The 25,101-nt window shown below is 64.0% G+C and carries 31 protein-coding genes; 10 read left to right on the forward strand and 21 right to left on the reverse strand.

Translation table 11 applies throughout. The annotated features are described in order from the left end of the window. Positions 1 to 434: 434 nt before the first annotated feature. Together C2I19_RS00350 and C2I19_RS22210 are read left to right on the forward strand one after the other, a co-directional pair. On the forward strand, positions 435 to 1,676 hold the full coding sequence (locus C2I19_RS00350; RefSeq protein WP_103900774.1) for a uracil-xanthine permease family protein: 1,242 nt from the start codon (positions 435 to 437) through the stop codon (positions 1,674 to 1,676). 198 nt (positions 1,677 to 1,874) lie between these two features. After that, the gene (locus C2I19_RS22210; protein ID WP_199181029.1) at positions 1,875 to 2,051 is read left to right on the forward strand and encodes a hypothetical protein; all 177 of its coding nucleotides are present in this window, start codon (positions 1,875 to 1,877) and stop codon (positions 2,049 to 2,051) included. A gap of 40 nt (positions 2,052 to 2,091) precedes the next feature. On the opposite strand, the gene C2I19_RS00355 is transcribed toward C2I19_RS22210, so the two are convergent. Beyond that, positions 2,092 to 2,991: a LysR family transcriptional regulator gene (locus C2I19_RS00355; protein ID WP_103900746.1), complete on the reverse strand. Its 900-nt coding sequence runs from the start codon at positions 2,989 to 2,991 to the stop codon at positions 2,092 to 2,094. Between the two features lie 175 nt (positions 2,992 to 3,166). On the opposite strand from C2I19_RS00355, the gene C2I19_RS00360 reads away from it, so the two are divergent. Next, positions 3,167 to 3,373: a hypothetical protein gene (locus tag C2I19_RS00360; RefSeq protein ID WP_103900747.1), complete on the forward strand. Its 207-nt coding sequence runs from the start codon at positions 3,167 to 3,169 to the stop codon at positions 3,371 to 3,373. 66 nt (positions 3,374 to 3,439) lie between these two features. Here the strand turns inward: C2I19_RS00360 and C2I19_RS00365 are convergent, their stop codons facing one another. The 5 genes from C2I19_RS00365 to C2I19_RS00385 all read right to left on the reverse strand — a co-directional run bounded on the left by C2I19_RS00365 (position 3,440) and on the right by C2I19_RS00385 (position 6,339). Beyond that, the gene (locus C2I19_RS00365; RefSeq protein WP_103900748.1) at positions 3,440 to 3,985 is read right to left on the reverse strand and encodes a 2'-5' RNA ligase family protein; all 546 of its coding nucleotides are present in this window, start codon (positions 3,983 to 3,985) and stop codon (positions 3,440 to 3,442) included. Then, the gene (locus C2I19_RS00370) at positions 3,969 to 4,481 is read right to left on the reverse strand and encodes a GNAT family N-acetyltransferase (protein ID WP_103900749.1); all 513 of its coding nucleotides are present in this window, start codon (positions 4,479 to 4,481) and stop codon (positions 3,969 to 3,971) included. Before C2I19_RS00370 ends, C2I19_RS00365 begins: the two co-directional genes overlap by 17 nt. Next, entirely contained in the window at positions 4,478 to 4,987 is a 510-nt protein-coding gene (locus C2I19_RS00375; protein WP_103900750.1) for a GNAT family N-acetyltransferase, read from the reverse strand. Before C2I19_RS00375 ends, C2I19_RS00370 begins: the two co-directional genes overlap by 4 nt. Continuing rightward, positions 4,984 to 5,502, reverse strand: a complete 519-nt coding sequence (locus C2I19_RS00380) for a GNAT family N-acetyltransferase (protein ID WP_103900751.1) — start codon at positions 5,500 to 5,502, stop codon at positions 4,984 to 4,986. The genes C2I19_RS00375 and C2I19_RS00380 overlap by 4 nt, the downstream gene beginning before the upstream one ends. A 93-nt stretch (positions 5,503 to 5,595) precedes the next feature. Continuing rightward, entirely contained in the window at positions 5,596 to 6,339 is a 744-nt protein-coding gene (locus tag C2I19_RS00385; protein WP_103900752.1) for a helix-turn-helix transcriptional regulator, read from the reverse strand. A gap of 95 nt (positions 6,340 to 6,434) precedes the next feature. Between C2I19_RS00385 and C2I19_RS00390 the strand changes: the two genes are divergently transcribed. The 3 genes from C2I19_RS00390 (at position 6,435) to C2I19_RS00400 (ending at position 8,098) form a co-directional block, all read left to right on the forward strand. Continuing rightward, entirely contained in the window at positions 6,435 to 6,764 is a 330-nt protein-coding gene (locus C2I19_RS00390) for a DUF7709 family protein (protein WP_103900753.1), read from the forward strand. 77 nt (positions 6,765 to 6,841) lie between these two features. Beyond that, the gene (locus C2I19_RS00395; RefSeq protein WP_103900754.1) at positions 6,842 to 7,393 is read left to right on the forward strand and encodes a hydrolase; all 552 of its coding nucleotides are present in this window, start codon (positions 6,842 to 6,844) and stop codon (positions 7,391 to 7,393) included. Between the two features lie 375 nt (positions 7,394 to 7,768). Next, entirely contained in the window at positions 7,769 to 8,098 is a 330-nt protein-coding gene (locus tag C2I19_RS00400) for a DUF2322 family protein (RefSeq protein ID WP_103900755.1), read from the forward strand. Between the two features lie 2 nt (positions 8,099 to 8,100). Here the strand turns inward: C2I19_RS00400 and C2I19_RS00405 are convergent, their stop codons facing one another. The 10 genes from C2I19_RS00405 to C2I19_RS00450 all read right to left on the reverse strand — a co-directional run bounded on the left by C2I19_RS00405 (position 8,101) and on the right by C2I19_RS00450 (position 15,213). Further along, positions 8,101 to 9,411: an anaerobic C4-dicarboxylate transporter family protein gene (locus C2I19_RS00405; protein ID WP_103900756.1), complete on the reverse strand. Its 1,311-nt coding sequence runs from the start codon at positions 9,409 to 9,411 to the stop codon at positions 8,101 to 8,103. Between the two features lie 136 nt (positions 9,412 to 9,547). After that, on the reverse strand, positions 9,548 to 10,453 hold the full coding sequence (locus C2I19_RS22770; protein WP_103900757.1) for a MarR family transcriptional regulator: 906 nt from the start codon (positions 10,451 to 10,453) through the stop codon (positions 9,548 to 9,550). Between the two features lie 123 nt (positions 10,454 to 10,576). Continuing rightward, positions 10,577 to 11,026, reverse strand: a complete 450-nt coding sequence (rplI, locus tag C2I19_RS00415) for a 50S ribosomal protein L9 (protein WP_103900758.1) — start codon at positions 11,024 to 11,026, stop codon at positions 10,577 to 10,579. A gap of 22 nt (positions 11,027 to 11,048) precedes the next feature. After that, on the reverse strand, positions 11,049 to 11,276 hold the full coding sequence (rpsR, locus tag C2I19_RS00420) for a 30S ribosomal protein S18 (protein ID WP_011137185.1): 228 nt from the start codon (positions 11,274 to 11,276) through the stop codon (positions 11,049 to 11,051). Between the two features lie 5 nt (positions 11,277 to 11,281). After that, positions 11,282 to 11,581: a primosomal replication protein N gene (priB, locus tag C2I19_RS00425; RefSeq protein ID WP_021476674.1), complete on the reverse strand. Its 300-nt coding sequence runs from the start codon at positions 11,579 to 11,581 to the stop codon at positions 11,282 to 11,284. 5 nt (positions 11,582 to 11,586) lie between these two features. Further along, positions 11,587 to 11,976, reverse strand: a complete 390-nt coding sequence (rpsF, locus tag C2I19_RS00430) for a 30S ribosomal protein S6 (protein WP_103900759.1) — start codon at positions 11,974 to 11,976, stop codon at positions 11,587 to 11,589. A 156-nt stretch (positions 11,977 to 12,132) separates the two neighbouring features. Continuing rightward, the gene (locus tag C2I19_RS00435) at positions 12,133 to 12,429 is read right to left on the reverse strand and encodes a hypothetical protein (RefSeq protein WP_146056704.1); all 297 of its coding nucleotides are present in this window, start codon (positions 12,427 to 12,429) and stop codon (positions 12,133 to 12,135) included. Between the two features lie 11 nt (positions 12,430 to 12,440). After that, positions 12,441 to 12,767, reverse strand: a complete 327-nt coding sequence (locus tag C2I19_RS00440; protein ID WP_103900761.1) for a metal-sensitive transcriptional regulator — start codon at positions 12,765 to 12,767, stop codon at positions 12,441 to 12,443. A 48-nt stretch (positions 12,768 to 12,815) separates the two neighbouring features. Continuing rightward, complete coding sequence (locus C2I19_RS00445; protein WP_233201050.1) at positions 12,816 to 14,294, reverse strand: multicopper oxidase family protein; 1,479 nt, start codon at positions 14,292 to 14,294, stop codon at positions 12,816 to 12,818. Between the two features lie 130 nt (positions 14,295 to 14,424). Further along, positions 14,425 to 15,213 carry an inositol monophosphatase family protein gene (locus C2I19_RS00450; protein WP_103900763.1) on the reverse strand — a complete coding sequence of 263 codons (789 nt, stop codon included), beginning with the start codon at positions 15,211 to 15,213 and terminating at the stop codon, positions 14,425 to 14,427. 145 nt (positions 15,214 to 15,358) lie between these two features. Here C2I19_RS00450 and C2I19_RS00455 point away from each other — a divergent pair, with 145 nt between their 5' ends. Further along, complete coding sequence (locus C2I19_RS00455; RefSeq protein WP_103900764.1) at positions 15,359 to 16,120, forward strand: RNA methyltransferase; 762 nt, start codon at positions 15,359 to 15,361, stop codon at positions 16,118 to 16,120. Beyond that, entirely contained in the window at positions 16,110 to 17,027 is a 918-nt protein-coding gene (locus C2I19_RS00460) for a DUF1853 family protein (protein ID WP_103900765.1), read from the forward strand. The genes C2I19_RS00455 and C2I19_RS00460 overlap by 11 nt, the downstream gene beginning before the upstream one ends. A gap of 47 nt (positions 17,028 to 17,074) precedes the next feature. On the opposite strand, the gene fnr is transcribed toward C2I19_RS00460, so the two are convergent. After that, positions 17,075 to 17,821: a fumarate/nitrate reduction transcriptional regulator Fnr gene (gene fnr / locus C2I19_RS00465; RefSeq protein WP_103900766.1), complete on the reverse strand. Its 747-nt coding sequence runs from the start codon at positions 17,819 to 17,821 to the stop codon at positions 17,075 to 17,077. 105 nt (positions 17,822 to 17,926) lie between these two features. Between fnr and hemN the strand changes: the two genes are divergently transcribed. Both hemN and C2I19_RS00475 read left to right on the forward strand, forming a co-directional pair. Then, complete coding sequence (gene hemN / locus C2I19_RS00470) at positions 17,927 to 19,333, forward strand: oxygen-independent coproporphyrinogen III oxidase (protein ID WP_103900767.1); 1,407 nt, start codon at positions 17,927 to 17,929, stop codon at positions 19,331 to 19,333. Between the two features lie 194 nt (positions 19,334 to 19,527). Further along, entirely contained in the window at positions 19,528 to 21,543 is a 2,016-nt protein-coding gene (locus C2I19_RS00475; RefSeq protein WP_103900768.1) for a methyl-accepting chemotaxis protein, read from the forward strand. Positions 21,544 to 21,604: 61 nt separating this feature from the next. Here the strand turns inward: C2I19_RS00475 and ugpQ are convergent, their stop codons facing one another. The 4 genes from ugpQ to ugpA all read right to left on the reverse strand — a co-directional run. After that, the gene (gene ugpQ / locus C2I19_RS00480) at positions 21,605 to 22,372 is read right to left on the reverse strand and encodes a glycerophosphodiester phosphodiesterase (RefSeq protein ID WP_103900769.1); all 768 of its coding nucleotides are present in this window, start codon (positions 22,370 to 22,372) and stop codon (positions 21,605 to 21,607) included. Continuing rightward, entirely contained in the window at positions 22,335 to 23,447 is a 1,113-nt protein-coding gene (locus C2I19_RS00485; protein WP_103900770.1) for a sn-glycerol-3-phosphate import ATP-binding protein UgpC, read from the reverse strand. Before C2I19_RS00485 ends, ugpQ begins: the two co-directional genes overlap by 38 nt. A gap of 12 nt (positions 23,448 to 23,459) precedes the next feature. After that, complete coding sequence (gene ugpE / locus C2I19_RS00490; protein WP_103900771.1) at positions 23,460 to 24,299, reverse strand: sn-glycerol-3-phosphate ABC transporter permease UgpE; 840 nt, start codon at positions 24,297 to 24,299, stop codon at positions 23,460 to 23,462. Continuing rightward, on the reverse strand, positions 24,299 to 25,101 hold an 803-nt coding region (gene ugpA / locus C2I19_RS00495), incomplete at its 5' end, for a sn-glycerol-3-phosphate ABC transporter permease UgpA (RefSeq protein WP_103900772.1). The genes ugpE and ugpA, both read right to left, overlap by 1 nt.

Consider the following 25,101-nt stretch of genomic DNA (forward strand, 5'->3'; position numbering starts at 1 on the left):
ACACACCCGCCAATGGCGAAACCCGCGCGACATGGATGACGGGCTTGATGGTTTCGCGGGTATGGCGCATGGCGCCAACCCGCGCGACGAGCGCGCCAACAGAAGCTTTGTGGCTCGGGTTGGCCGACGGCCATTCCCGCGAACGGCGCGACGCGACATCGGCGGAAGCGGAAGCGGAAGCGGAAGCGGAAGCGGAAGCGGAAGCGGAAGCGGAAGCGGAAGCGGAAGCGGAAGCGGAAGCGGAAGCGGAAAGAATAAGGGCGCCTCAATGCGCCAAGCAACCGCCAGCCATACGATTTGCCTCCCCTCTCCCCTCTCCCCTCGCGGGAGAGGGACCGGGGGAGAGGGGGCGCGCACGCTCCCCACCGCGCTGGCGCAAGCAAAATCAACGAAACGGTTTGCAATAGATTCACCACAAGGAAACTACAACAATGATGCAACAACTGAAGCTGGCGGTGTCCGGCGCCCAGATCCTGTTCGTCGCCTTCGGCGCGCTGGTGCTGGTGCCGCTGCTCACCGGCCTAAACCCGGCGATGGCCTTGCTCGGCGCCGGCCTCGGCACCCTGCTGTTCCAGGCCTGCACCGGACGCCAGGTGCCGATCTTCCTCGGTTCCTCCTTCGCCTTCATCGGCCCCATCATTTACTCGATGCACACCTGGGGTCCGGGCGCCACCATGTTCGGCCTGTTCGCCGCCGGCTTCATGTATTTCGTATTCGCCGCCATCGTGCGCTGGCGCGGCATGGCGCTGGTGAACAAGCTGCTGCCGCCGGTGGTGATCGGCCCAGTGATCATGATCATCGGCCTGTCCGTCGCCACCGCGGCCTCCGGCATGGCCATGGGCCAGGCCGGCGGCAAGCAGGTGCTGCCGTATGAGACCTCGCTGCTGCTGGCGGCCATCTCGCTGGCCACCACCATCGTGGTGTCCATCTACGCCCGCGGCATGTTCAAGCTGGTGCCCATCCTGGCAGGCGTCGTCGTCGGCTACATCGCCGCGGCTTTCCTGGGCGTGGTGGATTTCGCCAAGCTGGCCGCCGCGCCATGGTTCGCCATGCCCGCCTTCCACAGCCCGGAAGTCAACTGGGCGGCGGCAGCCTTCATGCTGCCGGTGGCTATCGCTCCGGCCATCGAGCATATCGGCGGCGTGATGGCCATAGGCGGCGTCACCGGCAAGGACTACACCAAGACGCCGGGCCTGCACCGCACCCTGGCCGGCGATGGCCTGGGCGTGTGCATGGCCGGCCTGATCGGCGGCCCGCCGGTGACCACCTACGCCGAAGTGACCGGCGCGGTGATGATCACCCGCAACTTCAACCCAGTGACCATGACCTGGGCGGCGGTGTTCGCCATCTGCATGGCCTTCTTCGGCAAGTTCAACGCGCTGCTGCAATCCATCCCGATGCCGGTGATGGGCGGCATCATGGTGCTGCTGTTCGGCACCATCGCGTCCATCGGCCTGAAGACGCTGATCGAGGCCAAGGTGGACCTGATGCAGCCGCGCAACCTGGTGATCATCTCTGTGGTGCTGACCGCCGGCATCGGCGGCCTGACGCTGAAACTGGGCGATTTCGCGCTGTCCGGCGTCGGCTTATGCTCCCTGCTGGCCATCATCCTGAACCTGATTCTGCCGCGCCATGCCGGCGGCCATGACGGCATCGTCGAAGGCCAGGACATCTAACATAAACTATTGAATTTAAAATTTATTCACACTAACGGCCGCGTCAATCCTCCTGACGCGGCCTACACTGTCAATCAGCGGTGCGGCGCTATGCCGCCGCGTCGCCGCTGACCGAAGCCAAACTGCTGCCCAACTTCGCATCACCTGCCCACAGCGGCTTGACACGGCCTGATTCCAGATATTCGACAAGGAATAGCCATGTTGAAACCCCTCCTCCTCGGCGCGCTCGCCATGCTCATGCTTTCCGGCCCCGCCATGGCCAGCAGCGAAGGACTCGCCAATATGTGGGCGATGCGCGGCAGGATGAACGCGCAATTGCATCATATGCCGGCGCCCATGGTCCCGCAGTTCAACTCCATCCCCTCCGACCACTAAGCGCGGCAACCACGCCTGCCCTTGGCGACAGGCGTTCCCGCTAGACTCGCAGCTCTCCCTCCGCCACCGCCCGCTCCAGACGCCGGACGAACCATTGCAGCGCCCGCCCCGGCTGCTCCTGCTTCCAGGCAAAGCACATGGGCGGCAGATTGCCGCTTTCCTCCACCGTTTTTTCCACCAGTTCGCCGCTCGACAGATATGCCCGCACATGCGAGCGCGGCAAGTGCCCGCTGCCCAGCCCGGCCAGGATGGCCTGCAGCTTTTCCCGGCTGCCATGCACTGTCAGGACCTGCTGGCCTTCCAGCAGGCCGCCGCTCCGAGCCGGCAGCCGGCGCGAAGTATCGCCCACCGCCACCGCTCGATGACGGCGCAAAACATGCGGCGGCAGCGGTTCCGCCGCGGTCGCCAGCGGATGGCCCCGCGCCACCACCAACACGAAATCGTATTCCCCGATATCGCGGGTGAAATAATCCCCCGGCGGCGGCTGATTGGGCGCGCCTATCACCAGATCGGCCCGGTCGTCGTACAACGCGTCCCAGATGCCGCCGAAGCTCTCCCGGATGAAGTACAGCCGGGTGGCGGACTCGAGCCGGTCGAAATCGGCGATGGAGGGCAAGAGTTGCTCGAACTCGATCAAATCGCCCACCACGATGCGCAGCGTGTCCTCCCAGCCCTGCGCCTGCTTGCCGACGCGCAGCTCCAGCTGGCGCGCCGCGTCCAGCAGATGGCGGCCATCCTTCAGCAGCCGCTCGCCGACCGGCGTCAGCTTCGCCCGGTGCCCGCTGCGGTCGTAAATCGCCACGCCCAAGCCCTGTTCCAGCTTCTGCACGGTATAGGTCAGCGCCGACGGAACCTTGAACAGCGCCTCAGCCGCCGCGGCGAAGCTGCCGTGCTGTTCGATGGCATCCAGCACCTGCAAGGCCTCCAATGTCAGTTTCACAATCTTGCCTCATTCAATTTTTTTGAAAAATTGCTTCGATTCTTTCCGATTTTATCGCAGAGACGCTGACCGTAAAATGGCTCCCATCAAGACGAACCAGCAATCAGCCTTGAAGCAACATCAGTAATTTTGATGCATAACCGTTTGCTGGATACATACTGAAAAGGAAACCGCCATGCTGAAGCAAACCGCAATCGCCACCCTGTCCCTGATTCTCTTGTCCGGCGCCGCCATGGCCGGCAGCGAAGGCAATGCCAATATGAAAGCCATGCGCGATCGCATGAATGCCCAAATCGAGCAAACCAACCAGGCCCAAACTCAGGCTCCGGCGCAAAACGCGCAAGCCACCCAGGAACCGGCCCAGGTACAAGCCCAAAAGTAAGCGCGCAGTCTCAATAAAAACCGCGCCAGGGACGGGATCGTCCAGGCGCGGTTTTTTCATGCCCGCTCACGCTGACAGCTCAGCCCGATACAGCAGGTGGCAGCATCTCTGCGCGTCCAGCGCATAAACCGATACCTGCCGGAGCATGCTCCGCTCCGTCGGCACCGACAGCGCCAGCAAGCCTGCGGCGGACTCATCCTCCACCGCTTCGCCGTTGCGCACCGTGCAATGCGGCCGATACGGAAAGCGCGCCGCGCCGAAAGGAAGCCCGGATTCTCGCAAGAAGGCATGCAAGGCATTGAAGGGTTGGCGCTGGCGTGGCGGGAAGAAGAATACTCCGCTATCGGCGAACTGCTGCATCGCGCCCAGCTCCAGTTCGAAGGCGGGAAACATCCGACACATGTCATCGACCACGCGCCGGATATCGGCCATGGCGGTGCCGGGCGGCAAAGGCGCGACGCCGGAGGAGCCAGCCAGAGTAATCTCCACCGGCAGGGCCGCGCTGCGCGGGCAATGCGCCCGCCGCAAACGCATCACAGCCCCGGCGATCGGCTCCGGCAAATCCAACACCACAAAGGCTGGCCATGCAGTCCGCTCACCCACGGACGTCATGACGCAGCCTTCCCATCAACAAGGTGTCATGGTAGGCGCCGGCGCGGAAAGAATGCGCGCGCAGCCGCGCCTCCTCCACGAAGCCAAAGCGCCGATACAGAGCCTGGGCGCGCAGGTTGTCGGCATACACCATCAGCTCGATGCGCTCCAGGCCCAGACAGTTGTCCGCCAGATCCAATAGCGCCGCCGTCAGCAGCTTGCCGACGCCGCGCCCTTGCCAATCGCGGTGCACATTGATGCCGAAGCCGGCGATATGGTCCAGCCTGGATTCGCTCAAGCGCCATAAGCCGGCGCTGCCCACTACCCTGCCCTCGGCGGTTTCGCAGACCAGCTGGTAGCGCCCATCGCACAGCAGCTTGTCCATGCGCGCGGCCATGGTGGCCGCGGACGGGAAAGGCAGCTGCAGAGTGTTGCCGTACACCGATGGGTCCGAGGCCAAGTCTTGCAAATCGGCCGCGTCGCGCGGCTCCAAATGACGAATGCGGAATGCGCTCATGGCCAGCCCCCTTCCCGCAGCCGCGCCATCGCCAGCACGTCGTGATAGACGCCGTCTCGCAGGGCGTAAGCGCGCAAGCGCGCCTCCTCGACGAAACCGAATTTACGATACAAGGCCTGGGCGCGCGGATTGTCGGCGAACACCGTCAGCTCGATGCGGCGCAGCCCCTGCCAGTTGTCGGCCAGATCCAGCGCCGCCGCCATCAATAAGGAACCGACGCCCTGGCCATGCAGCGCGGAGGCGATGCCGATGCCGATTTCAGCCGTGCGCAGCAGGCGCTCGCGGCGCGCCGGAACCAAGGCGGCCCAGCCCACGGCCTGATCGGCCGCATCCACCGCCACCAGCACGGTGCGGCCGGACTCGTGCTTTTGCAGCCGCTCGCGGCGTTTGTTCAGCGCAGGATAAGGCAAGCCCAACATGGTGCTGAAGGTGGCCGGATCGCTGAAGACAGCGTTCAAGGCCTCCGCGTCGCGCGGCTCGGCATGACGGATGCGGTATGCGCTCATGCTTCCGCCCTCCGCGGCCAGTTCAGCCGGCCCATCACCAGCACGTCCTCCAGCTCGCCCGCGCGCAGCTGCTCCTGCCGCATGCGGCCTTCATGCTCGAAGCCGAACTTCTCGTACAGGCCGATGGCGCGAGCATTGTCGTGCACCACTTTGAGTTCAACGCGGATCAGGCCCAGCCAGTTGTCGGCCATGTCCAATACCGCGCGCATCAGCGCGCCGCCCACGCCCTTGCCCTGCCAGTCGTCGCGCACCACCAGAAACAGGCTGGCGCTGTGGCGCACCCGCATGCCCTCGTTGACGATGAGTCCGGCCGAACCCACCACCTCGCCCTCGGCATGACAGGCTACCAGATGATGAATGTTGGCCGGGCGCTCATTCAACTGCTTCTCGGTGACGGACAGCGGCTGATACGGCAGCTGCAGCGTATCGGGATACACGCCGGGCGAGGTCTTGATACGATGGATAGCGGCAGCGTCGGACGGTTCGACGGAACGGATCAGATAGGATTGGGACATGCGGGTCTCCTGAGTTGATGGGCGCAGGTGGGATCGCCGCCAGGCCCGGCAGATTATCATGCCAAATAATTATTGTGCATTGCAATATAATTTTTATGCGGAGCAATAGCGCCCCGGCGTTTCGCCGAAGCAACGGCGAAACGCCACAATAAAGGCGCTGCTGCCGGCATAACCCAGCTCCAGCGCGCAGTAGCTGACCGAGCGCCCTTCCGCCAGCAAGGCGCGCGCCCGCAGCATGCGCAGCCGCTCGCGCCATTGCGCCACCCCCATCCCGGTTTCGGCGCGGAAATGGCGGATCAGGCTGCGCCGCGACATGCCGATATGGCCAGCCCAGCGCGCCAAATCCCAATCCCGCGCCGGCTCCTCGAACAAAGCTTGAGCCAGCTTGCGCAATGCAGGATGGCGCGGCCAGGCCAGGCTGGCCGGATAGGCTTCGGCCCAAGCCAGTTCGTCCGCCAGCACAGCGGCCAGCCGCCTGTCGGCGCCTGCCTCCGCCAGTTCCGGCCAGGCACCCAGCCGCAGGAAAAGGCCTCGCAACAACGGCGAGGCGCGCCACACCCGCAGCGACGGCGGCATATCCGGAAGCCATCCGGCCTCCAAGCGCAAGCTCCAGCCGCGCAGCCCGCCGTGGTAATGCGCGCCGTGCCGCATGCCCGGCGGAATCCAGCCCACGCAGTCAGCGGCCAACAGAATGCGCTGATCGTCCGCCTCCAGTTCCAGCGCGCCTTCGCTGAGCCAAACCAGCTGCCCAGCCGCATGGGCATGCCGTTCGGTGCGGTCGCCCGCGCCGCGCCGCAATTCGGCGATCGCCCAAGCCGGGGGGATGGCAGATTCCATATTGGCCTCTTAAGAATATCTATTGGCACTATATGGAAAGCAGGCCAATCCTGCCAGCGCGATACTGTGAGCTCACCCAAACCAAGGAGAATGATATGAGCCATGTGGAACATACCGAAGCCCTATCCGCCGTCAACCGCAAAGTCATCGCCGACGGCGAAACGCTGCCGGCGGTGAAGCTGCGCGACGGCAGCATGGTGCAAACCGGCACCGTGGCCGCCATGCTGGTCAATATCGCCGCCTACAACCAGGGCGAGCGCGGCGAGGTGGTGCGGCAACTGGAACTGGCTGTGCCCACGCTGTTCAAGGTGGGCCTGTTCGATCTATTCCCGATCGAAGAATGGCGGAAGGGAGACAATCCGGGCCGCCGCTTGGTCGGCGAGCTGGCCCAAGACTGGCAGACCCGGCAAACGGAAAATACATAGGCATATTTAATCGCTGCGCCGCCCCGCTTGCCTGTCTTTGGCGTTAAGCTGTGGTTTCGAATCGACAGGAGCGGAATATGCTGATGCAAAAACAGGACGCCGGACTCTTGGTGGTGGATATCCAGGACAAGCTGTTGCCGGCGGTGCATGACGCGGAAGGTTTGTTGGCGCGCAGCCGCTGGCTGGTGGGCGTGGCGCGCGACAACGGCCTGCCCATCGTGTTTTCCGAACAATACCCGCGCGGCCTGGGCGGCACCGTGGCCGCCCTGCGCGAGGCTGCGCCGCAAGCGCCAGTGGTGGACAAGCTGCATTTCTCCTGCGTGGCGGCGGATTGCCTGCCGTCGGAGTTGACGCAGAAGCGGCAGATCATCGTCTGCGGCATGGAGGCGCACGTTTGCGTGCTGCAGACGGCGCTGGAGTTGCTAGCTGCCGGCAAGCAAGTGTTCGTCGTCGCCGACGCCGTCTCCAGCCGCCAGCCGCGGGACATCGAACTGGCCTTGTCGCGCTTGCGCGCGGCAGGGGCCGCCATCGTCAGCCGCGAGATGGTCTTGTTCGAGCTGTTGGGGAAATCCGGCGGCGAGCACTTCAAGCTGATGAGCCAGCGCTACCTGATAGGCGATCAGCCCTGAGCGGCTGCTGGAAATGAATCGGGGTTGTCGAAGCTTACCTCTTCGACAACCCCGTCCAAAGGCGGCTTGGCCGCTCTCATCCTCCCCTTTGCAGACTGGCGCGCGGGAGCCTTGTCGGCTCCGCTCACTAGCTTGGCTTTCATAAAGCAAACAGTGTGCCAGCCCAAAAAAGAACGAAAACGCTTGTTTTGCTGATTACATTCCGCCGCATCTCGCCCAAAAGCACTAACTTGGTGCAAAATTATATGTCATGGCACCAAAATGAAACAGAAATTAATTCTTTCTGTCAGATAACTGACATGTTTGCACTAGAACTGTCATCTTCGTTCTTTATCCTAGAGCGGCACCCCACGCGCACATAACAAGGAGAATCGCATGACTTCGTTCCAGGATCTGCTGTCCACCCTGCCCGCCACCGACGGCATAGACGCCATCGTGCTGCTCAGCCCGGAAGGCGAGGCTCTGCACCGGCTGGAAAACCGCCCCGGCACCGCCGGCTCGCTGCGCGTCTACCACGCGCTGGTCAAACGCCATGGCCGCATAGACCGCAAGGCTGCGCGCGAAGGGCTGGAATTATTCGCCGAACATACCGCCTCCGCCCGCGCGCATCCAGGCAGCCACCCCAATATCGACCGCCTGCTGGCCATCGCCGAACACGGCGCGCCCGGCCTGCGCGCGCGCGTGGTGCTGAAAACGGAAGACTAAGCTCAGCGCAGCGCCATCAGCGCGAAGCCCGCCGCGATCGATACCGCGGTGCTGACCAAGCCCGGCACGATGAAGCTGTGATTGAACACCCAGCGGCCGATGCGCGTGGTGCCGGTGTAGTCCATTTCCACCGCGGCGATCAGGCTGGGGTAGCTCGGCAAGACATACACGCCCACCACTGCCGGGTAGATGGCGATCAGCACCGGCGCGGCGATGCCCAGCGAGGCCCCCAGCGGCATCATCACCTTGGTGGTGGCTCCTTGGCTGAACAAGATCACCGCCATCGTGAACACAGCGAAGGCGAACAGCCACGGCGCCGTCGAGATGATGTCGACGATATTGTGCTTGAACAGCGGCAGATTGCCCTGGATGAAGGTATCGCTCATCCAGGCCGCCCCGAGTATAGTGACCGCCGCCACCGCGCCGGAGCGGAACATGCTGCCGGACACCATGGCGTGCAGGTCCGCCTTGCACAGCAGCACCGTCAGCGCCGCATACGTCAGCATGCACATCTGGATCACGTCCACCATGGCGACAGGCTCCATGCCCTTGGCTCCGGGCCAGGCCGGCCGCAGTTGCGGCATGGCGGCCAACAGCACGATCAGCGCCATGGTGAACAGAAAGCCGTAGACCGACCAGGCCGCGCCGCGCGGCAAGGCGATGGCGCCGCCCGCCTCGGGGCGGCGGATTTCGCCGGCGGCCAGCCGCTGCCGATAGACCGGATCATCCGCCAGCTCACAGCCGTAACGCAGCATGACCAGGCCGCCGGCCAGCGCGCCCAGCAAAGTGGCGGGAATGCTGATCATGATGATGTCGGTCAAGGCCACGCCGTGCGGCGCCAGCACCGCGGCCAGCGCGACGGTGGCGGCCGATACCGGGCAGGCGACGATGGCGTTCTGCGAAGCCACGGTCAGGCCGGCCAGCGGCCGCTCCGGCCGGATGCCGGTTTTCTCGGCCACTTCCACCACAATGGGCATCAGGGCCAGCGCGATGAAGCCGGTGCCGGCCAGAAAAGTGGATAGCCAACCTACCAGCGGCGCCAGCAGCACGATGTGGCGCGGATTGCGTCTGAGGAAGCGCGCCGCCACGTCCACCATGTAATCCAGCCCCTTGGCCGATTGCAGCGCCGCCGAGGCGGTGATGACCGAGATGATGATCAGGATGACGTCGATAGGCGCGTGGCCGGGTTTGAGGCCAAAGACGAAAGTCAGGATAAACAGGCCGGCGCCGCCGGTCACGCCCAGGCCTATGCCGCCCATCCGCACGCCCAGGAAAATGGCGCCCAGCACCACCAGAAGTTGCAGATAAACCATGATGCGGCTCCCAAGATGTCCGAGCCTGATTGTCTCAGCATCGGCCAGCCGCTTAATTGTCCAAGATCAGTGCTGTCTTATATTCAAGCCTACAGCCCACGGCAACGCCCCTGCGCGCTTGCGGACAGCCGCGCCGTCACAGCTCAAGCGCCATGCGGATTTCGCAGCCGTCATGCCCGGTAGCGCCCCAGCGCTCGCCTAGTTCGACAAAGCCTTCCGCGCGATATAGCCCCGTCGCCTCGCTCAGCGCCGCGGTGGTTTCCAGATAGCACTGCCGATAGCCCAGGGCGCGCGCTTTGCCCAGCAGCTGTCGCAGCAGCCTGCGGCCCAGGCCGCGGCCACGCAGCGCGCGGTCGAAATACATCTTTTGCAGCTCGCACACGCCCTTTTCTCCGCCCGCCAGCGGCGCGATGCCGCCGCCGCCCAGCAAGCGGCCATCCGCCCCCCCGACGACCAGATAGCGCGAACCCAGCCGGTTATACACCGGGAACAAGGCATCCAACTGCGGGTCCTGAAAGCTGCAGCCCTCGCCCAGGCCGTATTCGGCGGACACGCGGCGGATCAGCGCCGCCAGCGGACCGTTGTCTGCCGCCGCCAGCGGCCGGATGGAGAAGCCCTGCTGGCGCTCGGCCTGGCGCAACGCGCGCCGGTACAGGTTCAGGCCATCCGCCAGCCTGCTCCGCTCCGCCTCATCCAATTGCGCCAGCACCCGCCCCATGTCGGCGTCCATCGCCGCGTGCAGCCGCGCCAGCCACTCGCGCCCGGCATCCGTCAACTCCGCGAGCTTGCTGCGGCCGTCGGCCGGGTCCGCGCGCCAAACGATCAAGGCGCGCTCAAGCAGGCGCTGCAAAGGCCGGCTGCTGTTGGATTTGTCCACCCGCAGCCTGTCCGCCAGCTGCTGATTGCTGGCCGGCCCATCCTCCAGTTCGATCAGCAGATGCGCCTCCACCGGCGTCAGCGCCACCTCGCCGCAATGGCTGGACAGCATGCCCAAGCCTCTCACCACATCGCGCGACAAGGCGCGCAGCTCTCGCTCATTCATGGCGTGCTTCCTTAAGTTGCGATACGCAACAATAGTTTAATTCGTTGCATAGCGCAACCAAGCAAGCCATGAACGCAAAAAAGCCCGCCGAAGCGGGCTTTTCGAAGATTCCTGAAACAGGAATTAAGCTTCGCCGACCACAACGATCTTGATCGGGGTAACCACGTCGTGGTGCAGGGCGATCTCGATGTCGTACTCGCCGATGGCCTTGAACGGGCCGTTCGGCAGGCGAACTTCGAAACGCTTCACTTCCACGCCGAACGCGGTCACGGCTTCAGCCACGTCCACGTTGGTCACGGAGCCGAACAGACGACCGTCCACACCAGCCTTCTGGGCGATGGTGACCACGGCTTCGTTCAGCTTCTCAGCGCGAACCTTGGCGTCGGCCAGGATTTCGGCTTGCTTTGCTTCCAGTTCGGCGCGGCGAGCGTCGAACTCTTTCAGGTTGGCTTCGGTAGCGCGCTTGGCTTTGCCTTGCGGGATCAGGAAGTTGCGGGCGAAGCCGTTCTTCACGTTGACCACGTCACCCAGTTGACCCAGGTTGGCAACTTTTTCGAGCAGAATGATTTGCATCTTTTAAGTTCCTTTCCCGGTCTTAGTGCTGGTCGGTGTACGGCAGGAAAGCCAGGAAGCGAGCACGCTTGATAGCGGTGGTCAGCTGACGCTGGTAGCGAGCCTTGGTACCGGTGATGCGAGCCGGGATGATTTTGCCGTTTTCGGCGATGAAATCTTTCAGGAGATCAACGGATTTGTAGTCGATTTCCTTGATGCCTTCTGCCGTGAAGCGGCAGAACTTCTTGCGCTTGAAGAGTTGACGAGCCATTTTGACTAACCTTTTACAAATTCAACATATTCGATATTGAGTACCAACCGCGGATTGCGCAGACTGCGCTGGCCGAGAAATCCGGTGACGTTGATCACCTGTCCCGCCAGTTTCCCGGAATGTTTCCGGGCGTCGTCGCCTATCCACACGGCCTGTATATCGCAGGCCACATCGCGTTCGAATCCGCCAGCTGTCTGTCTAGACTGATGCTTGAGCCACATTTCTACTACCGGCAAGCCGGCGGGCGTGTATCTCAGCGCATCCTCGCGTTCAACCGTGACGGTCAATACCAGACGGTTCTGCAAGTCCGTTACCTCTGCCTATTAGGCAGAAGCTTCAGCCTCGGCTGCCGGCTGTGGGCGTCCAGCAGGTTTTTAGCCTTTTCGTCCTTCATCATCGGGGACGCGTCGGTGATGGCGCGGTCCAGCTTGATGCTGAGGTGACGCAGAACAGCGTCGTTGAACTTGAAGGCGTGCTCGATCTCGGCCAGGGTTTCCGACTGGCACTCAACGTTCATCAGAACGTAGTGAGCTTTGTGCAGCTTCTGGATCGGGTAAGCCAGTTGGCGGCGGCCCCAGTCTTCCAGACGATGGATCTTGCCTTCAGCGGCCAGAACCATACCCTTGTAGCGTTCGATCATGGCCGGGACCTGTTCGGACTGGTCCGGGTGCACGATGAACACGATTTCGTAATGGCGCATGTGAACTCCTTTTGGCTATTCGTAGCCTTCCGCCATGCGATTGCGAAAGGCAAGGTAGTAAACCGCCGCATTCTACGCACTTTGCAGAGGACAGGCAATGTTAAAGCCGGGATTTTTGCGGAAAGCGCGCGCATCGGCGCGCCGACCGCGGCGGAATTACAACTTCTTGCTGCGGGTAATATCCACCACCACGCCATCGCGCAGCGTGACGATGGTGGTGTAGGGCACGCTGTCGTTGGCCAGCCAGCTCAGCTGGCGCAAGGTCGAGATCGCCGCCACGCCGCTGGCGAAGCGGCCTTGCCGGCTGTCGCTGTTGTAGTCGGGCGCGCCGGCCTTGGAGATCACCTCCGCCTCCAGCATGCCCTTGTGCAGCCGGATGTAGGTCTCAAACGGGATGGGCGCCGCCTGGGCGGCGCCTGCCAGCAAACAGGCCAGCCACAACAGTCGTTTCATGTCTTGCCTCTTCAGCGTATTTTTTTCACCACGTCTATCAGCTCGGTCACCATGCCGGTGGCGTCGCCCTGTTGCATGGCGCGCGACACGCAGCCCTTCATGTGGTTTTCCAGCAGCTGCAGCGCCACCGCGTCCAGCGCGGACTTCACCGCCGCCACCTGGGTCAGCACATCCACGCAATAGCGGTCGGATTCGACCATGCCGCTGATGCCGCGCACCTGGCCCTCTATGCGCGCCAGGCGCTTGAGCAGCGCGGCCTTGCCCGGATGCACCACCGTGCGCTCGGCAGGCTGAGGTTCATGGCAGCAATCGTCTCGCGTGCGGGTGGAGTCAGTCATCGTCGGCCTCAATCGGTCAATCCGGCATTATCGCCCATTCGGGCATCGCTAGGCACGCGCATCCAGCACGCCCATCATGCCGGCGTCCTCGTGCTCCAGGATGTGGCAGTGGAACATGCGCGGCCCCGGCAGCTCCTGGCGGAAGCGCAGCCTCACCTTCTGCAGCGGCGGCACGTTGACCACGTCGCGCCAGGCCAGGTAGGGCTCCTTGCGCCAGCCCTTGCCGTCATGCCGCTCCGTCACCTGGAACTGGGTGCCGTGCAGATGGAAGGGATGATCCATATCGGCCTGGTTGTCGATTTCCCATTCCTCAACCTGGCCGACCTTACCGACGAAATCCACGCGGTCCATGTCGAAAGTTTTGCCGTTGATCAGGAACATCGCCTCCGGATTGGCCATGTCCTCACTGAACACCACGCGGCGGCGAACCACCGGCTTGGGCAAAGGCTTGATCGCGCGCAACCGCTTGGGCAAGGCCGCGGTGGCGACGGCCGGACCGGCTTCGATATCCAGCAAGGGCAGCGTAGCGGTCTGGTCCGGCCCCATCATCTTGCCGCGCGCGTACGGCAAGGCGAGCAGCCCCGCGGGCTGGCCAGGCGCGAAACGGCCGGTCACCGCCAGCTCCGCGCGCGCGCCGGGCGGCAACACCAAGTATTCGATGCGGCGAGGCCGCTCTATCAAGCCGCCGTCGGTGCCTACCAGCCACACCTCATGCGCCGGCAGCGCCAGTTTCAGCACGCGGGCGCTGGTGGCGTTCCAGATCCGCCAGCGTTGGCGCTCGCCCACGCCCAGCGCCAGCCTGGGCTGCCAGGCGCCGTTGACCAGCGCGAACTGGCCCTCGCGGCCATCCATCAAGTCCGCCTCGCTATTGGCGGCGATCTGCCCCGCCTCGTCCAGCTTCAGATCGGACAACACCAGCCAGCGCTCCGGCAGATGGGCCAGGGGGTCATGGCGGCTCCTCACCACGAATACGCCGGCCAGGCCGCGATAGACCTGCTCGGCGGTGCGGCCATGCGGATGGGGGTGGTACCAGTAAGTTCCGGCGCTGTCCGGCGGCAAGGCGAAACGGTAGTCGCGGCTTTGGCCGGGCGCCACGGCGTCATGCGGATTGCCGTCCTGGTCGGCCGGAATCGGCAAACCGTGCCAGTGCACGGTGGTGGACTGCGGCAGGCGGTTATCGAAGCGCACAGCCAAGGCCTCGCCCTCGTACAGCTCGATGGCGGGTCCCGGCACGCTGTCGTTGTAGGCCCAGAAAGCAGTAGGCTTGCCGCCCGGCAGCAAGGGCTGGTTCAGCGGCGCGGCGGTCAGGCATCCTCGCAACGCGCCGTCGCGGCTTTCCAGCGGCAGCCGCGCCAGCTCCGGCAAGACGCCTCCGCGCGGCATGCCCAGGGCCGAGGGCCCCGGCAGCTCGGGCTGCGCGGCGGACAGTCCATGCGCCGAGTGGGACGCGTCGGCCCGCGCGGCTCGGACCAGCCAAGGCGACAGGGCCAGGGCGGCCCCCCATTGCATCAATCGACGACGTTGCATTGCGCGCTCCATTCAAATACCCCCAGAAGGTATATTGAGCATAGAGCGCCGCGCGCGCCAGCAGTTCCGCCCCGGCCGCGCAAAAAAAAACGGCAAGCCCGCAGGCTTGCCGTTTTTGAGGCGAATTCGCTTATTTCACGTGCGGGGTCAACAAGGCCAGCAACTGGGCCAGCACCTTGGGGCTGCCAGCCACGATGTCGCCGGACTCTAGCCAGCCCTGCTCGCCGGTGAAGTCGGTGACGATGCCGCCCGCTTCCTGCACGATCAGGCTGCCGGCCGCGATGTCCCACGGCTTCAGGTTCAGCTCGAAGAAGCCTTCCACGCGGCCGCAGGCCACATTGCACAGGTCCAGCGCGGCGGAGCCTTCGCGGCGCACGCCGGCGGTCTTGCCGATCACATCCTTCAGCATGCCCAGATATTGATCGAGGTAGCTCTGATCGGCTACCGGGAAGCCGGTGGAGATCACGCACTCGTTCATCATGAAGCGCTTGGACACGCGGATGCGGCGGTCATTCAGGAAGGCGCCCACGCCGCGCGAAGCGGTGAACAGATCGTTGCGGCTCGGGTCGTAGACCACAGCCTGCTGGATCTGGCCCTTGTGCGCCAGCGCGATCGAGATGCTGTACTGCTGATGGCCGTGCAGGAAGTTGGTGGTGCCGTCGATGGGATCGATGATCCATTCGTACTCAGAGGAACCCACGCCTTTGGCGCCGGACTCTTCTGCTAGAATCGCGTGCTTCGGATAGGCTTCGAGAATGGTGTTGATGATCGCTTCTTCGGCAGCGCGATCCACCTCGGTCACAAAGTCATTGTGCTTTTTCTTCTCTACGCGGATGGCGTCGAGGTTAAGCGACGCGCGCTGGATAACACTGCCTGCGCGGCGAGCGGCTTTAACCGCGACATTGAGCATCGGATGCATTGACGGCCTCTACACTTGAACGATGGGCGGATGTCCGTCCATGACGCGACATCCGCTGGTAACAATCTGGGTTAAGGAACAAAAAAACCCGACGCGTGGGCGCGGGCTTTTGGTATATGCCCGCTATTTTAATGTGAAAACGCCAATGAATAAACCCCAAGTACCTGATTTTCTGAAAAACATCCGCGTGGTGCTGGCGCGGCCCAACCATCCGGGCAACATCGGCTCCGCCGCCCGCGCGATGAAAACCATGGGTTTGAGCCGCTTGTACCTGGTAGAACCCAAGGTGTTTCCCAGCGACGAGGCCAATACGCTGGCTTCCGGCGCGGTAGACCTGCTGGAATGCGCCACCGTGGTGAACTCCTTGCAGGAAGCGCTGGCCGACGTCACCGTAGCCTGCGCGCTGACCAGCCGCCGCCGCGAGCTGACCACCCCGTTGTCCACGCCGCGCCAGACCACGCCAGAGCTGATCGCGCGCGCGCGCGAAGGCGAACAGGTCGCCCTGGTATTCGGCAACGAAACCTTCGGCCTGTCCATTGAGGAAGTGGAGCAGTGCAACCGGCTGGTAACCATCCCCGGCAACCCGGATTACTTCTCGCTGAACCTGGCGATGGCGGTGCAAGTGATGACCTACGAGCTGTTCAGCCATACCGACGTGGACGTGGAATACCTGCGCGCCGAGGGCGCAGCGGCGACGCAGAGCGAGGTGGACGGCATGTGCGGCCACCTGGAGCAGGCGATGGACGAGATAGGCTACTTCCAGCGCCGCAACAGCGAGCGGCTGATGCGCCGCATGCGCACCATGTTCCACCGCGCCGGCATGCTGCGCGAAGAAATCGACATCCTGCGCGGCTTCTACAAGCAGGTGCAGCGCGCGGCCGGCAAAGCTTCCGGCAATGCGGACTGAGCCTGGATACGAGCTGCCCTATGCGCACCCGGCGGTGCGCGATCTCGCCTTTCTGCTAACTTCGCCCTCGCCCTGGTTGTGCGGCGCCGACTTTCCGCCCGAGCGCCTGCTGGGGCTGGACGGCGCGGCGCGCCTGGCCGAACTGGACCGCTCGCCCGCGGCGCTGGAGGCCTGGCTCGCCGCCGCGCCGGCCACTCGGCTGGGCAAATACGCAGAGCGGCTGTACGCCTTCTGGTTTCGCCATGCGCCGCACATCGAGCTTGTCGCCGAAAACCTGCAAGTCCTCAACCGGGAACGCCGCGTCATAGGGGAGTTCGACTTCCTGCTGCGGCTGGACGGCGAGCCTTGGCATCTGGAAACCGCCAGCAAATTCTATCTGCAAACAGGCGACACGCTAGAAGATTTGATCGGCCCCGGACTCAATGACGCCTGGCGGCTAAAAGAGACCAAAAACGCAACGCAATTGCGGCTGTCCCGCCACCCGGACGCGCTTCCCTACCTGCCAGCGGGTTTCGAACGCTGCCGCGCCGCCTCCCGCTTGAGCGGTTGGTTCTTCTACCCGGCAGACCAGACCTTGCCCACTCTTCTCTCCCCCGGCCAACTCCACGGCTGGCACGCGCCCCTGCAAGAAAATTGGCCCCGACGCTGCGGCGATTCGCGCTGGGCCTGGCTGCCCAGGCTGTCGTGGCTGGCGCCGGCCAGGCTGGACGAGAGCCGCGTCCAGAACGAGCCTGCGTTGCGGGAACAACTACTCGCGGTGCCGTCGCCGCAATTGGTGGCTGAGCTGCGGCCCGGCGCGGATGGCGCGTGGCATGAGGCGGCGCGCGTCTTTGCCACACCGCCCGGCTGGCCGGACCCTTCCCGTCTGGCCGCGCTGCGGCAGCGCGTCGCCGCCGCTCGGACATGAAAAAAGGCAGACCCATAGTCTGCCTTTTTCATTGCCGATAACCGCTCTTAGTGGTTGTTGGCGTGGGCGCAGCCGGAAATCAGGCTCTTCAGCTCGTCCAACAGCACCAGCTGGATATGCTTGTGGTCCACGGTAATCCAGCCTTGCTGCTGGAACTTGGACAGCGTGCGGCTGACCGTTTCCAGCTTCAGGCCCAGGAAGCTGCCGATTTCCTCGCGGCTCATCCGCAGGATGAAATCGTTGGCGGCGAAGCCGCGGGTGGACAGACGGCTGGACAGGTTCAGCAGGAAAGCGGCGATGCGCTCCTCCGCCTTCATATTGCCCAAGAGCAGCATCACGTTCTGGTCGCGCACGATCTCGCGGCTCATCAGCCGGTAGAAATGGTGCTGCAGGCTGGGAATGTCGCGGCTCAGCGTTTCCATGCGGTTGAACGGCAGCTCGCACACTTCGCTGTCTTCCAGCGCGATGGCGTCGCAGCTGTGGTTGCCGGTGGAAATGCCGTCCAGGCCCATCAGCTCGCCGGACATCTGGAAGCCGGTCACCTGCTCGCGGCCGTCCTGGCTGGCGACGCAGGTCTTGAAGAAGCCGGTGCGCACGGCGAACAGGGACTTGAAAGACTCGCCGCTGTGGAACAGGTACTCGCCGCGTTTCAAGCGGCGGCTCTGCCGGATCACGGTGTCGAGTTGGCTCATCTCCTCGCGGTTCAGCCCAACGGGCAAACACAGCTCGCGCAGACTGCAGCTGGAGCAGGAGACTTTCAAAGTATGCAGGGGGGTGTGGTTGTGTTCAGACATGCTATTTGGCTGCAAGCTCGTAAAGGTTGACCATAGTCAATGCCGACAATGGGGGTTTTCCGCAAATTTACCAGTACACCAGAAGTTTTACCATCCGAAAGCGATATGAAAACCACCCAACCCTTTTCTCCGGCCCATTTCGAGTTCGATCGCGAGCTGATCGAACGACTGGATGGCGCCGGACCGCGGTACACATCGTACCCGACCGCAGATCGCTTCACATCAAATTTTTCCGAAAGCGACTATCTGCTACGCCTGCAACAGCGCCGCATCGGCGCTAATCGTAGGCCATTATCGCTGTATGTGCATATTCCTTTTTGCAACACCGTCTGTTTCTACTGCGCCTGCAACAAGATCATCACCAAGGACAAGAGCAAGGCGGACATCTATCTGGACCATCTGGAGAAGGAAATCCAGCTGGTAGCGGCGCAACTGGGTTGCCGCGAGAAGGTCATTCAGCTGCACTTCGGCGGCGGCACGCCCACCTTCCTGTCCGACGCGCAGCTCGAACGGCTGATGGCGATGCTGAGCGAGCACTTCGAATTCATGCCCGAGGGCGAGTATTCGATCGAGATCGACCCGCGCAAGGTATCGCGCGAAACCATGCTCAAGCTGGCCAAATTCGGCTTCAACCGCATCAGCGTGGGCGTGCAGGACTTCGAACCGGCAGTGCAGAAGGCCGTGAACCGAATCCAGAGCGAAGAGGAAACCCGCGCGGTGATCGAGGCCGGACGCGAGGCTGGCATCCAGTCGGTCAGCCTGGACCTGATCTACGGTCTGCCGCTGCAAACGCGCGAATCCATGCTGCGCACGCTGCAAAAGGCGCTGGAGCTGAATCCGGACCGGCTGGCGCTGTACAACTACGCCCACCTGCCCACCGTGTTCATGCCGCAGCGGCGCATCCACGAAGCCGACCTGCCCTCGACCTCGACCAAGCTGGACATCCTGCAGGACGCGGTGAAGATGCTGACCGACGCTGGCTATGTGTTCATCGGCATGGACCATTTCGCCAAGCCTGACGACGAACTAGCCGTGGCGCTGCGCCAGGGACGGCTGCAACGCAACTTCCAGGGCTACTCCACCCATGCGGACTGCGACATGCTGGCCTTCGGCGTGTCCGCCATCAGCAAGGTGGGCTCCAGCTACTGCCAGAACGACAAGACGCTGGACGGCTATTACGCGTCGCTGGACGCGGGCAAGCTGCCCATCGTGCGCGGCATCACGCTGGACAACGACGACCTGCTGCGCCGGACCATCATCCAGGGCCTGATGTGCCGCTTCGCGCTGTCGGTGGAGGCCATAGAGGAAATCTTCAGCATCAACTTCGCCCAATATTTCAATGAGGAAATGCCGCAGATCCGCGCCTTCCAGCACCAGGGCCTGCTGTCCTTCGACGGCGATTTCCTGATGGTGGAGCCCAAGGGGCGCTTCCTGATCCGCAATATCGCCATGCTGTTCGACCGCCACCTGCGCGAGCGGCAAACCCACGCCCGCTACTCCAAAACCATCTAGGCTTCCCCGCCTCGCGCCCCGCGCGAGGCGGTCTTTCCGCGTCTATCTCATCCGCGATACCCGCCGTTCGTGTAAATGGCTATGATTCCGTCTTGTAATAAGCAAATTCACTTATACAGTTGAAGGACGGAAGCTATGTTCCGTCCGACCTTGCCCGGCTACCCAGGCCGTGGCGATACGGTAGGAGTAATGCCATGACCACCCCCATCGTCAGGCTGATGCAGCGCCTCAGCTACCCGCAGCGTTTCGCCGTCATCGGCGTATTGTTCGCCTTCGCGCTGCTCTATCTGGTTTATGGCTTGTACCGCACCAACCAGGACAATATCGACTTCACCGCCAAGGAAAAAATAGGCGTCGTCTACATGCAGCCGCTGACGGCCTGCCTGGCCGCCGTCCAGCAGCAGCAGGAACTGGCCGTGCGCGCGGCGCTAGGCGACGCCCAAGCCCGCAGCGCGCTGGGCGATGCCGCGCAGCAGTTGCAGGCGAAGTGGCAGGCCTTGAAAACCGCCAACGGCCAGCTAGGCGGCGCGCTGGGCAGCGACAGCGCCTGGAAGGACGCCGAATCAGGCTGGGCCGCGCTGCAATCGGCGGGCAATGCCGCCCCCGCCCAGCAGATCGCCGCCTACAGCGCCTTCAACGACAAGCTGAACAATCTGATAGGCGCCATCAGCGACAACTCCAATCTGACGCTGGACCCGGACATCGACTCCTATTACCTGATGGATGCCGCCACCGCCAAGCTGCCCACGCTGCTGATCCATCTGGGCGAAGCCAACGCCATCGCGGCGCTGGCCGAGGCCAATCATGCGCTGGAGCCGGCCCAGCGCGACCGCCTGGTCGAACTGCGTCCGCTGATCGCCGAAGCCAGCGATGGTTTGACTAGCGACGCCGGCAAGGCCTTCGCCAACAACGCCGGCCTCAAGGCCGATCTATCCGGCTACGGAGACAAGCTGGCCGCCATCCTGAAAAGCCAGGCCGGCGGCATTGACGACGCGGTGGCCGGCAAAATCGGCGCCAGCGGGCTGAAGATATCCGGCCACACCGCCGAAAACGCCCAGGCCATCGCCGCCTACATGGCCACAGGCCTGTCCCGGTTGGACGGCCTGCTGCAAGCGCGGATCGACCATACCGCCCTGCAACGCAACAGCTATATCGGCATAGGCGTGGCCGCCATGCTGCTGGCCATCTTCCTGTTCCACCAGCTGTATTTGTCCATCACGCTGCAGCTGGGCGGCGAGCCGCTGCATGTGCAAGAGGTAGTAGAGCAAATCGCCTCCGGCCGGCTGGACACCCGCATCCAGCTGCGCGATGGCGACGAAACCAGCCTGCTGGCCGCTATCCGCCGCATGCGCAACCAGTTGCGCGACACCGTGGCCCAGTTGATGGATACCGCCAACGAGGTGAACAGCGCCGCCGCGGAAATGGCGCAGAGCGCGCACAGCATCACCAGCAGCAGTTGCCAGCAAAACGAGGCGGCCGCCAGCATGGCGGCGGCGATAGAGCAACTAAGCACCAGCCTGTCGGTCTGCGCCGAACAATCCGAGCAGGCGGACCGGCTGTCCACCGACGCCGTGCGCGAATCCGACCAGGGCGACAAGGTCATCGCCGCCACCAGCCACAGCATGGACGGCATCGTGCGCGATGTGTCCACGGTGTCGGACACCATAGGCGATCTGGGCAGGCAGTCGCAGTCTATCGCCGGCATCGTCGACGTGATCCGCGACGTGGCTGAACAGACCAATCTATTGGCGTTGAACGCGGCGATAGAGGCCGCGCGCGCCGGTGAGATGGGCCGCGGCTTCGCCGTGGTGGCGGACGAGGTGCGCAAGCTGGCCGAACGCACCGCGTTGTCCACCACCGAAATCAGCAATATCGTCGGCCAGATCCAGAGCACGGCGCAACGCGGCACGCAGAGCATGCAAGTGGGCATGCAGACCATCATGGACGGCCAGACGCGCGCGCGCGAGGCCGGCAGCAGCATGCACGACATCCGCCACCGCATCACCGACGTGCTGTCCAGCATCCACCAGATCACCGACTCGCTGCGCGAGCAGAGCCATGCCAGCCAGACGCTGGCGCAGAACGTGGAGCAGGTGTCTCGGATGTCCGAGCAGAACACGCTGGCGGTCAAGGCCAGCGCCGAAACGGCCGCCGAGCTGCAAACCATCTCGCAGCGCCTGCTCAACGTGGCCGGGCGCTTCACCGTTTAACCCCCGCCCTCGCAAAAAAGCCCGCTGCATGCAGCGGGCTTTTTCATGCGCGACTGCGCGGCTACTGGGCCGCCAGCGGCCGCTGCGGCGCCAGCAGGTCCACGCGGTCGGTGCAGACGCTGTCCACGCCCCAGCCGCGCAGGGTTTGCGCTCTTTCCAGCGTATTCACGGTGTAGCACAGCAGCTGGTAGCCAGCCTGCTTGATGTCGCGCGCCAGCGCCTCGGTCAGCGTGACGTGATCGCAATGCAGCGCCACGCAATCCAGCTCCGCCAGGATGTCGCGCCAGTTAGCCGGAATCGCCTCGCACAGGAAGGCGCGCGGCAGCGCCGGCGCGGCGGCCTGAGCCGCGCGCAGCGCGTCGATCTCGAACGAGGACAGCAAGGGCGGAACCGACGCGCCGGCCCACAACCGCGCCGCCTCTTGCGCCACCAGGCGGCCGGTTTCCTCGAAACGGCCCGGGCAGGGCTTGATCTCGATGTTCAGCAGCATGGCCTGCGCCTGGCAGTAGGCCGCCACATTGGCCAGCGTGGGCAGCGCCTCGCCGGCATGGGCGGCGCCCTTCCAGCCGCCGGCGTCGAGCATGGACAGCTCGGCCATGGTCTTGGCCTTGGCCTCGCCCTTGCCGTTGCTGGTGCGATCCACCGTGTCGTCGTGCAGCAGGAAACAGACATTGTCGGCCGATAGCTTGACGTCGCACTCCGCCGCGCGGTAGCCATAGCGGATACCCTCGCGGAAGCCGGCGATAGTGTTTTCCGGCGCCAGCGTGCCGCCGCCGCGGTGAGCGACGACCTCAGGATACGGCCAGGGCTGCTTGGGGTGCTGCGACATATTCGATTCTCCGTTGAGTTTCCGCGTCAAACAGGTGCAGCGCCTCCGGCCGCACCGTCACTTCCAGCCGGCTGCCCGGCGCCGGCCGCTGGCCGTGCGGCAGCCGCGCCACCGCTGGCTGGCCCGCCAGACGGCCGTAGGCGTAATTGTCCGCCCCCAGCATTTCCACATTGTCCACGCCCAGGCTCAGCCGCGCTCCGGCTTCGCCGCCCTGGCGCAGGTGCTCGGGCCGGATGCCGACGCGCAGCGCGCGCCCGGCCAGTTCCGGCTCGGCTTGCGGCAAAGCCAGCTCGACGCCGTCGCCCAACAGCAAGCGTTCGCCGCGCTCGTCCGCCCGCGCCTCGAACACATTCATGCCCGGCGAGCCCATGAAGCCAGCGACGAAGGTGGAAGCCGGCCTATCGTAGATTTCGTCAGGCGCCCCTACCTGCTCGATATGGCCCTTGTTCAGCACGATGACGCGGTCGGCCAGCGTCATCGCTTCCACCTGATCGTGAGTGACATAGAGGCTGGTGGTGGCCAGCCGTCGATGCAGTTGCTGGATTTCCAGCCGCATCTGGCCGCGCAGCTTGGCGTCCAGATTGGACAGCGGCTCGTCGAACAGGAACACCGCCGGCTCGCGCACGATGGCGCGGCCCATGGCCACGCGCTGGCGCTGGCCGCCGGACAGTTCGCGCGGCCGGCGCGAGAGCAGCGGCTCCAGCTCCAGCACCGCCGCCACTTTTTGCACGCGCGCCGCGATGTCGGCCTTGCCCAGGCCCTTGATCTTCAAGGCGTATCCCATGTTCTCCGCCACCGTCATGTGCGGATACAGCGCGTAATTCTGGAACACCATCGCGATGTCGCGGTCCTTGGGCTCCAGCGCATTGACCAGGCGCTCGCCGATGCGGACCTCGCCCTCTTCCGTGCTTTCCAGCCCGGCCACCATGCGCAGCAAGGTGGACTTGCCGCAGCCGGACGGGCCGACGATGACCACGAACTCGCCGTCCGCGATCTCGACCGAAATGCTCTCCAATACCTTGCGCTCGGCGCCGGGATAGCGCTTGGCGACTTGCTTCAGACTCAATTTTGCCATCTGCGCTCTTTCTTATTTCTCGTTGTCCACCAGGCCCTTGACGAACCAGCGCTGCATGCCTATCACCACTACCAGGGGCGGCAGCAGGGTCAGCAGCGCGGCCGCCATCACCAGGTGCCACTGCACCGCCCCTTCGCCCAGCATGCCCTTGATCGCAATCACCGCGGTGGACATGGCCGGATCATGGGTGACCAAGAGCGGCCACAGATACTGGTTCCAGCCATAGATGAAGGTGATGACGAACAGCGCGGCCAGATTGGTGCGCGACAAGGGCAGCACCACGTCGATCATGAAGCGGATGGGACCCGCGCCATCCACCCGCGCCGCCTCCATCAGTTCCTTGGGCAAGGTCATGAAGAACTGGCGCAGCAGGAAGGTGGCGGTGGCGGACGCGATCAGCGGCAAGGTCAGGCCGGCGTAGCTGTTGATCAGGCCCATCTGGGTCACCACCTCCACCGTCGGGAAAATCCGCACCTCCACCGGCAGCATCAGCGTGGCGAAGATCAGCGCGAAGCCGGTCTTGCGGAAGGGGAAGCGGAAGTAAACGATGGCATAGGCGGACAGGAAGGAAATGAAGATCTTGCCGACCGCGATCAGCAGCGCCATGACCAGGCTGTTCCACAGCGTGCGCGCCAGCGGCACCGCCAAGCCGCCGTTGCCGCTCCACAGCACGGTGGACAGGTTATGCCACAGCTCGCCGCCCGGCAGCAGCGACAAGGGCACGCGGGTCACCTGATCCGCGCTCTGGCTCGCCGCGGCGAACATCAAATACAAAGGAAAGACCACGACCAGCGCGCCCGCGATCAGCATCGCGTGGCAGAACAGGTCCAGCCCCTTGCGGTTCTCCACCATCAGTACTGCACCTTTCTTTCCACGTAACGGAACTGGGCCACGGTCAACAGGCCGACCACCGCCATCAACACCACGGACTGCGCAGCCGAGCTGCCCAGGTCCAGTCCCTTGAAGCCCTCCAGGTACACCTTGAGGATCATGGTCTCGGTGGACTTGCCCGGCCCGCCGCCGGTGGCCGCGTCTATCACGGCGAAGGTATCGAAGAAGGCATAGACCAGATTGACCACCAGCAGGAAGAAGCTGGTGGGCGACAACAGCGGAAACACCAGGTCGCGGAAGCGGCGCAGCGGCCCGGCCCCGTCTATCGCCGCGGCCTCGATCAAGGACGCCGGTATCGCCTGCAAACCGGCGTAGAAAAACAGGAAGTTATAGCTGATCTGCTTCCAGGCCGAGGCCAGCACCACCAGCAGCAAAGCCTGGCCGCCGTTCAGGGCGTGGTTCCATTCATAGCCCATGCCGCGCAGCAAATAGCTGACCCAGCCCAGGCTGGGGTTGAACAGGAACAGCCACAGCACGGCCACCACGGAGGGCGCGATGGCATACGGCGCGATCAGCACCGTCTGGTAAACGCGCTTGCCGCGCGTGATCTGGTTTGCCATCACAGCCAGAATCAGCGCGCTGCCGGTGCCCAGCAAGGTCACCAGCGCGCTGAACAGCAAGGTGGTGCGCACCGTGCCCAGGTAGTACGGGTCATGGAACAGCTGGCTGAAATTGGCCAGGCCGACGAACTGGCTGTCCAGGCCGAACGGGTCCTGCCGCTGCGCCGACTGCCACAAGGCCTCCACCGCCGGCCACAGGAAAA

The sequence above is a fragment of the Chromobacterium alticapitis genome, from assembly GCF_002924365.1.
In the GTDB taxonomy this organism is placed as follows: domain Bacteria; phylum Pseudomonadota; class Gammaproteobacteria; order Burkholderiales; family Chromobacteriaceae; genus Chromobacterium; species Chromobacterium alticapitis.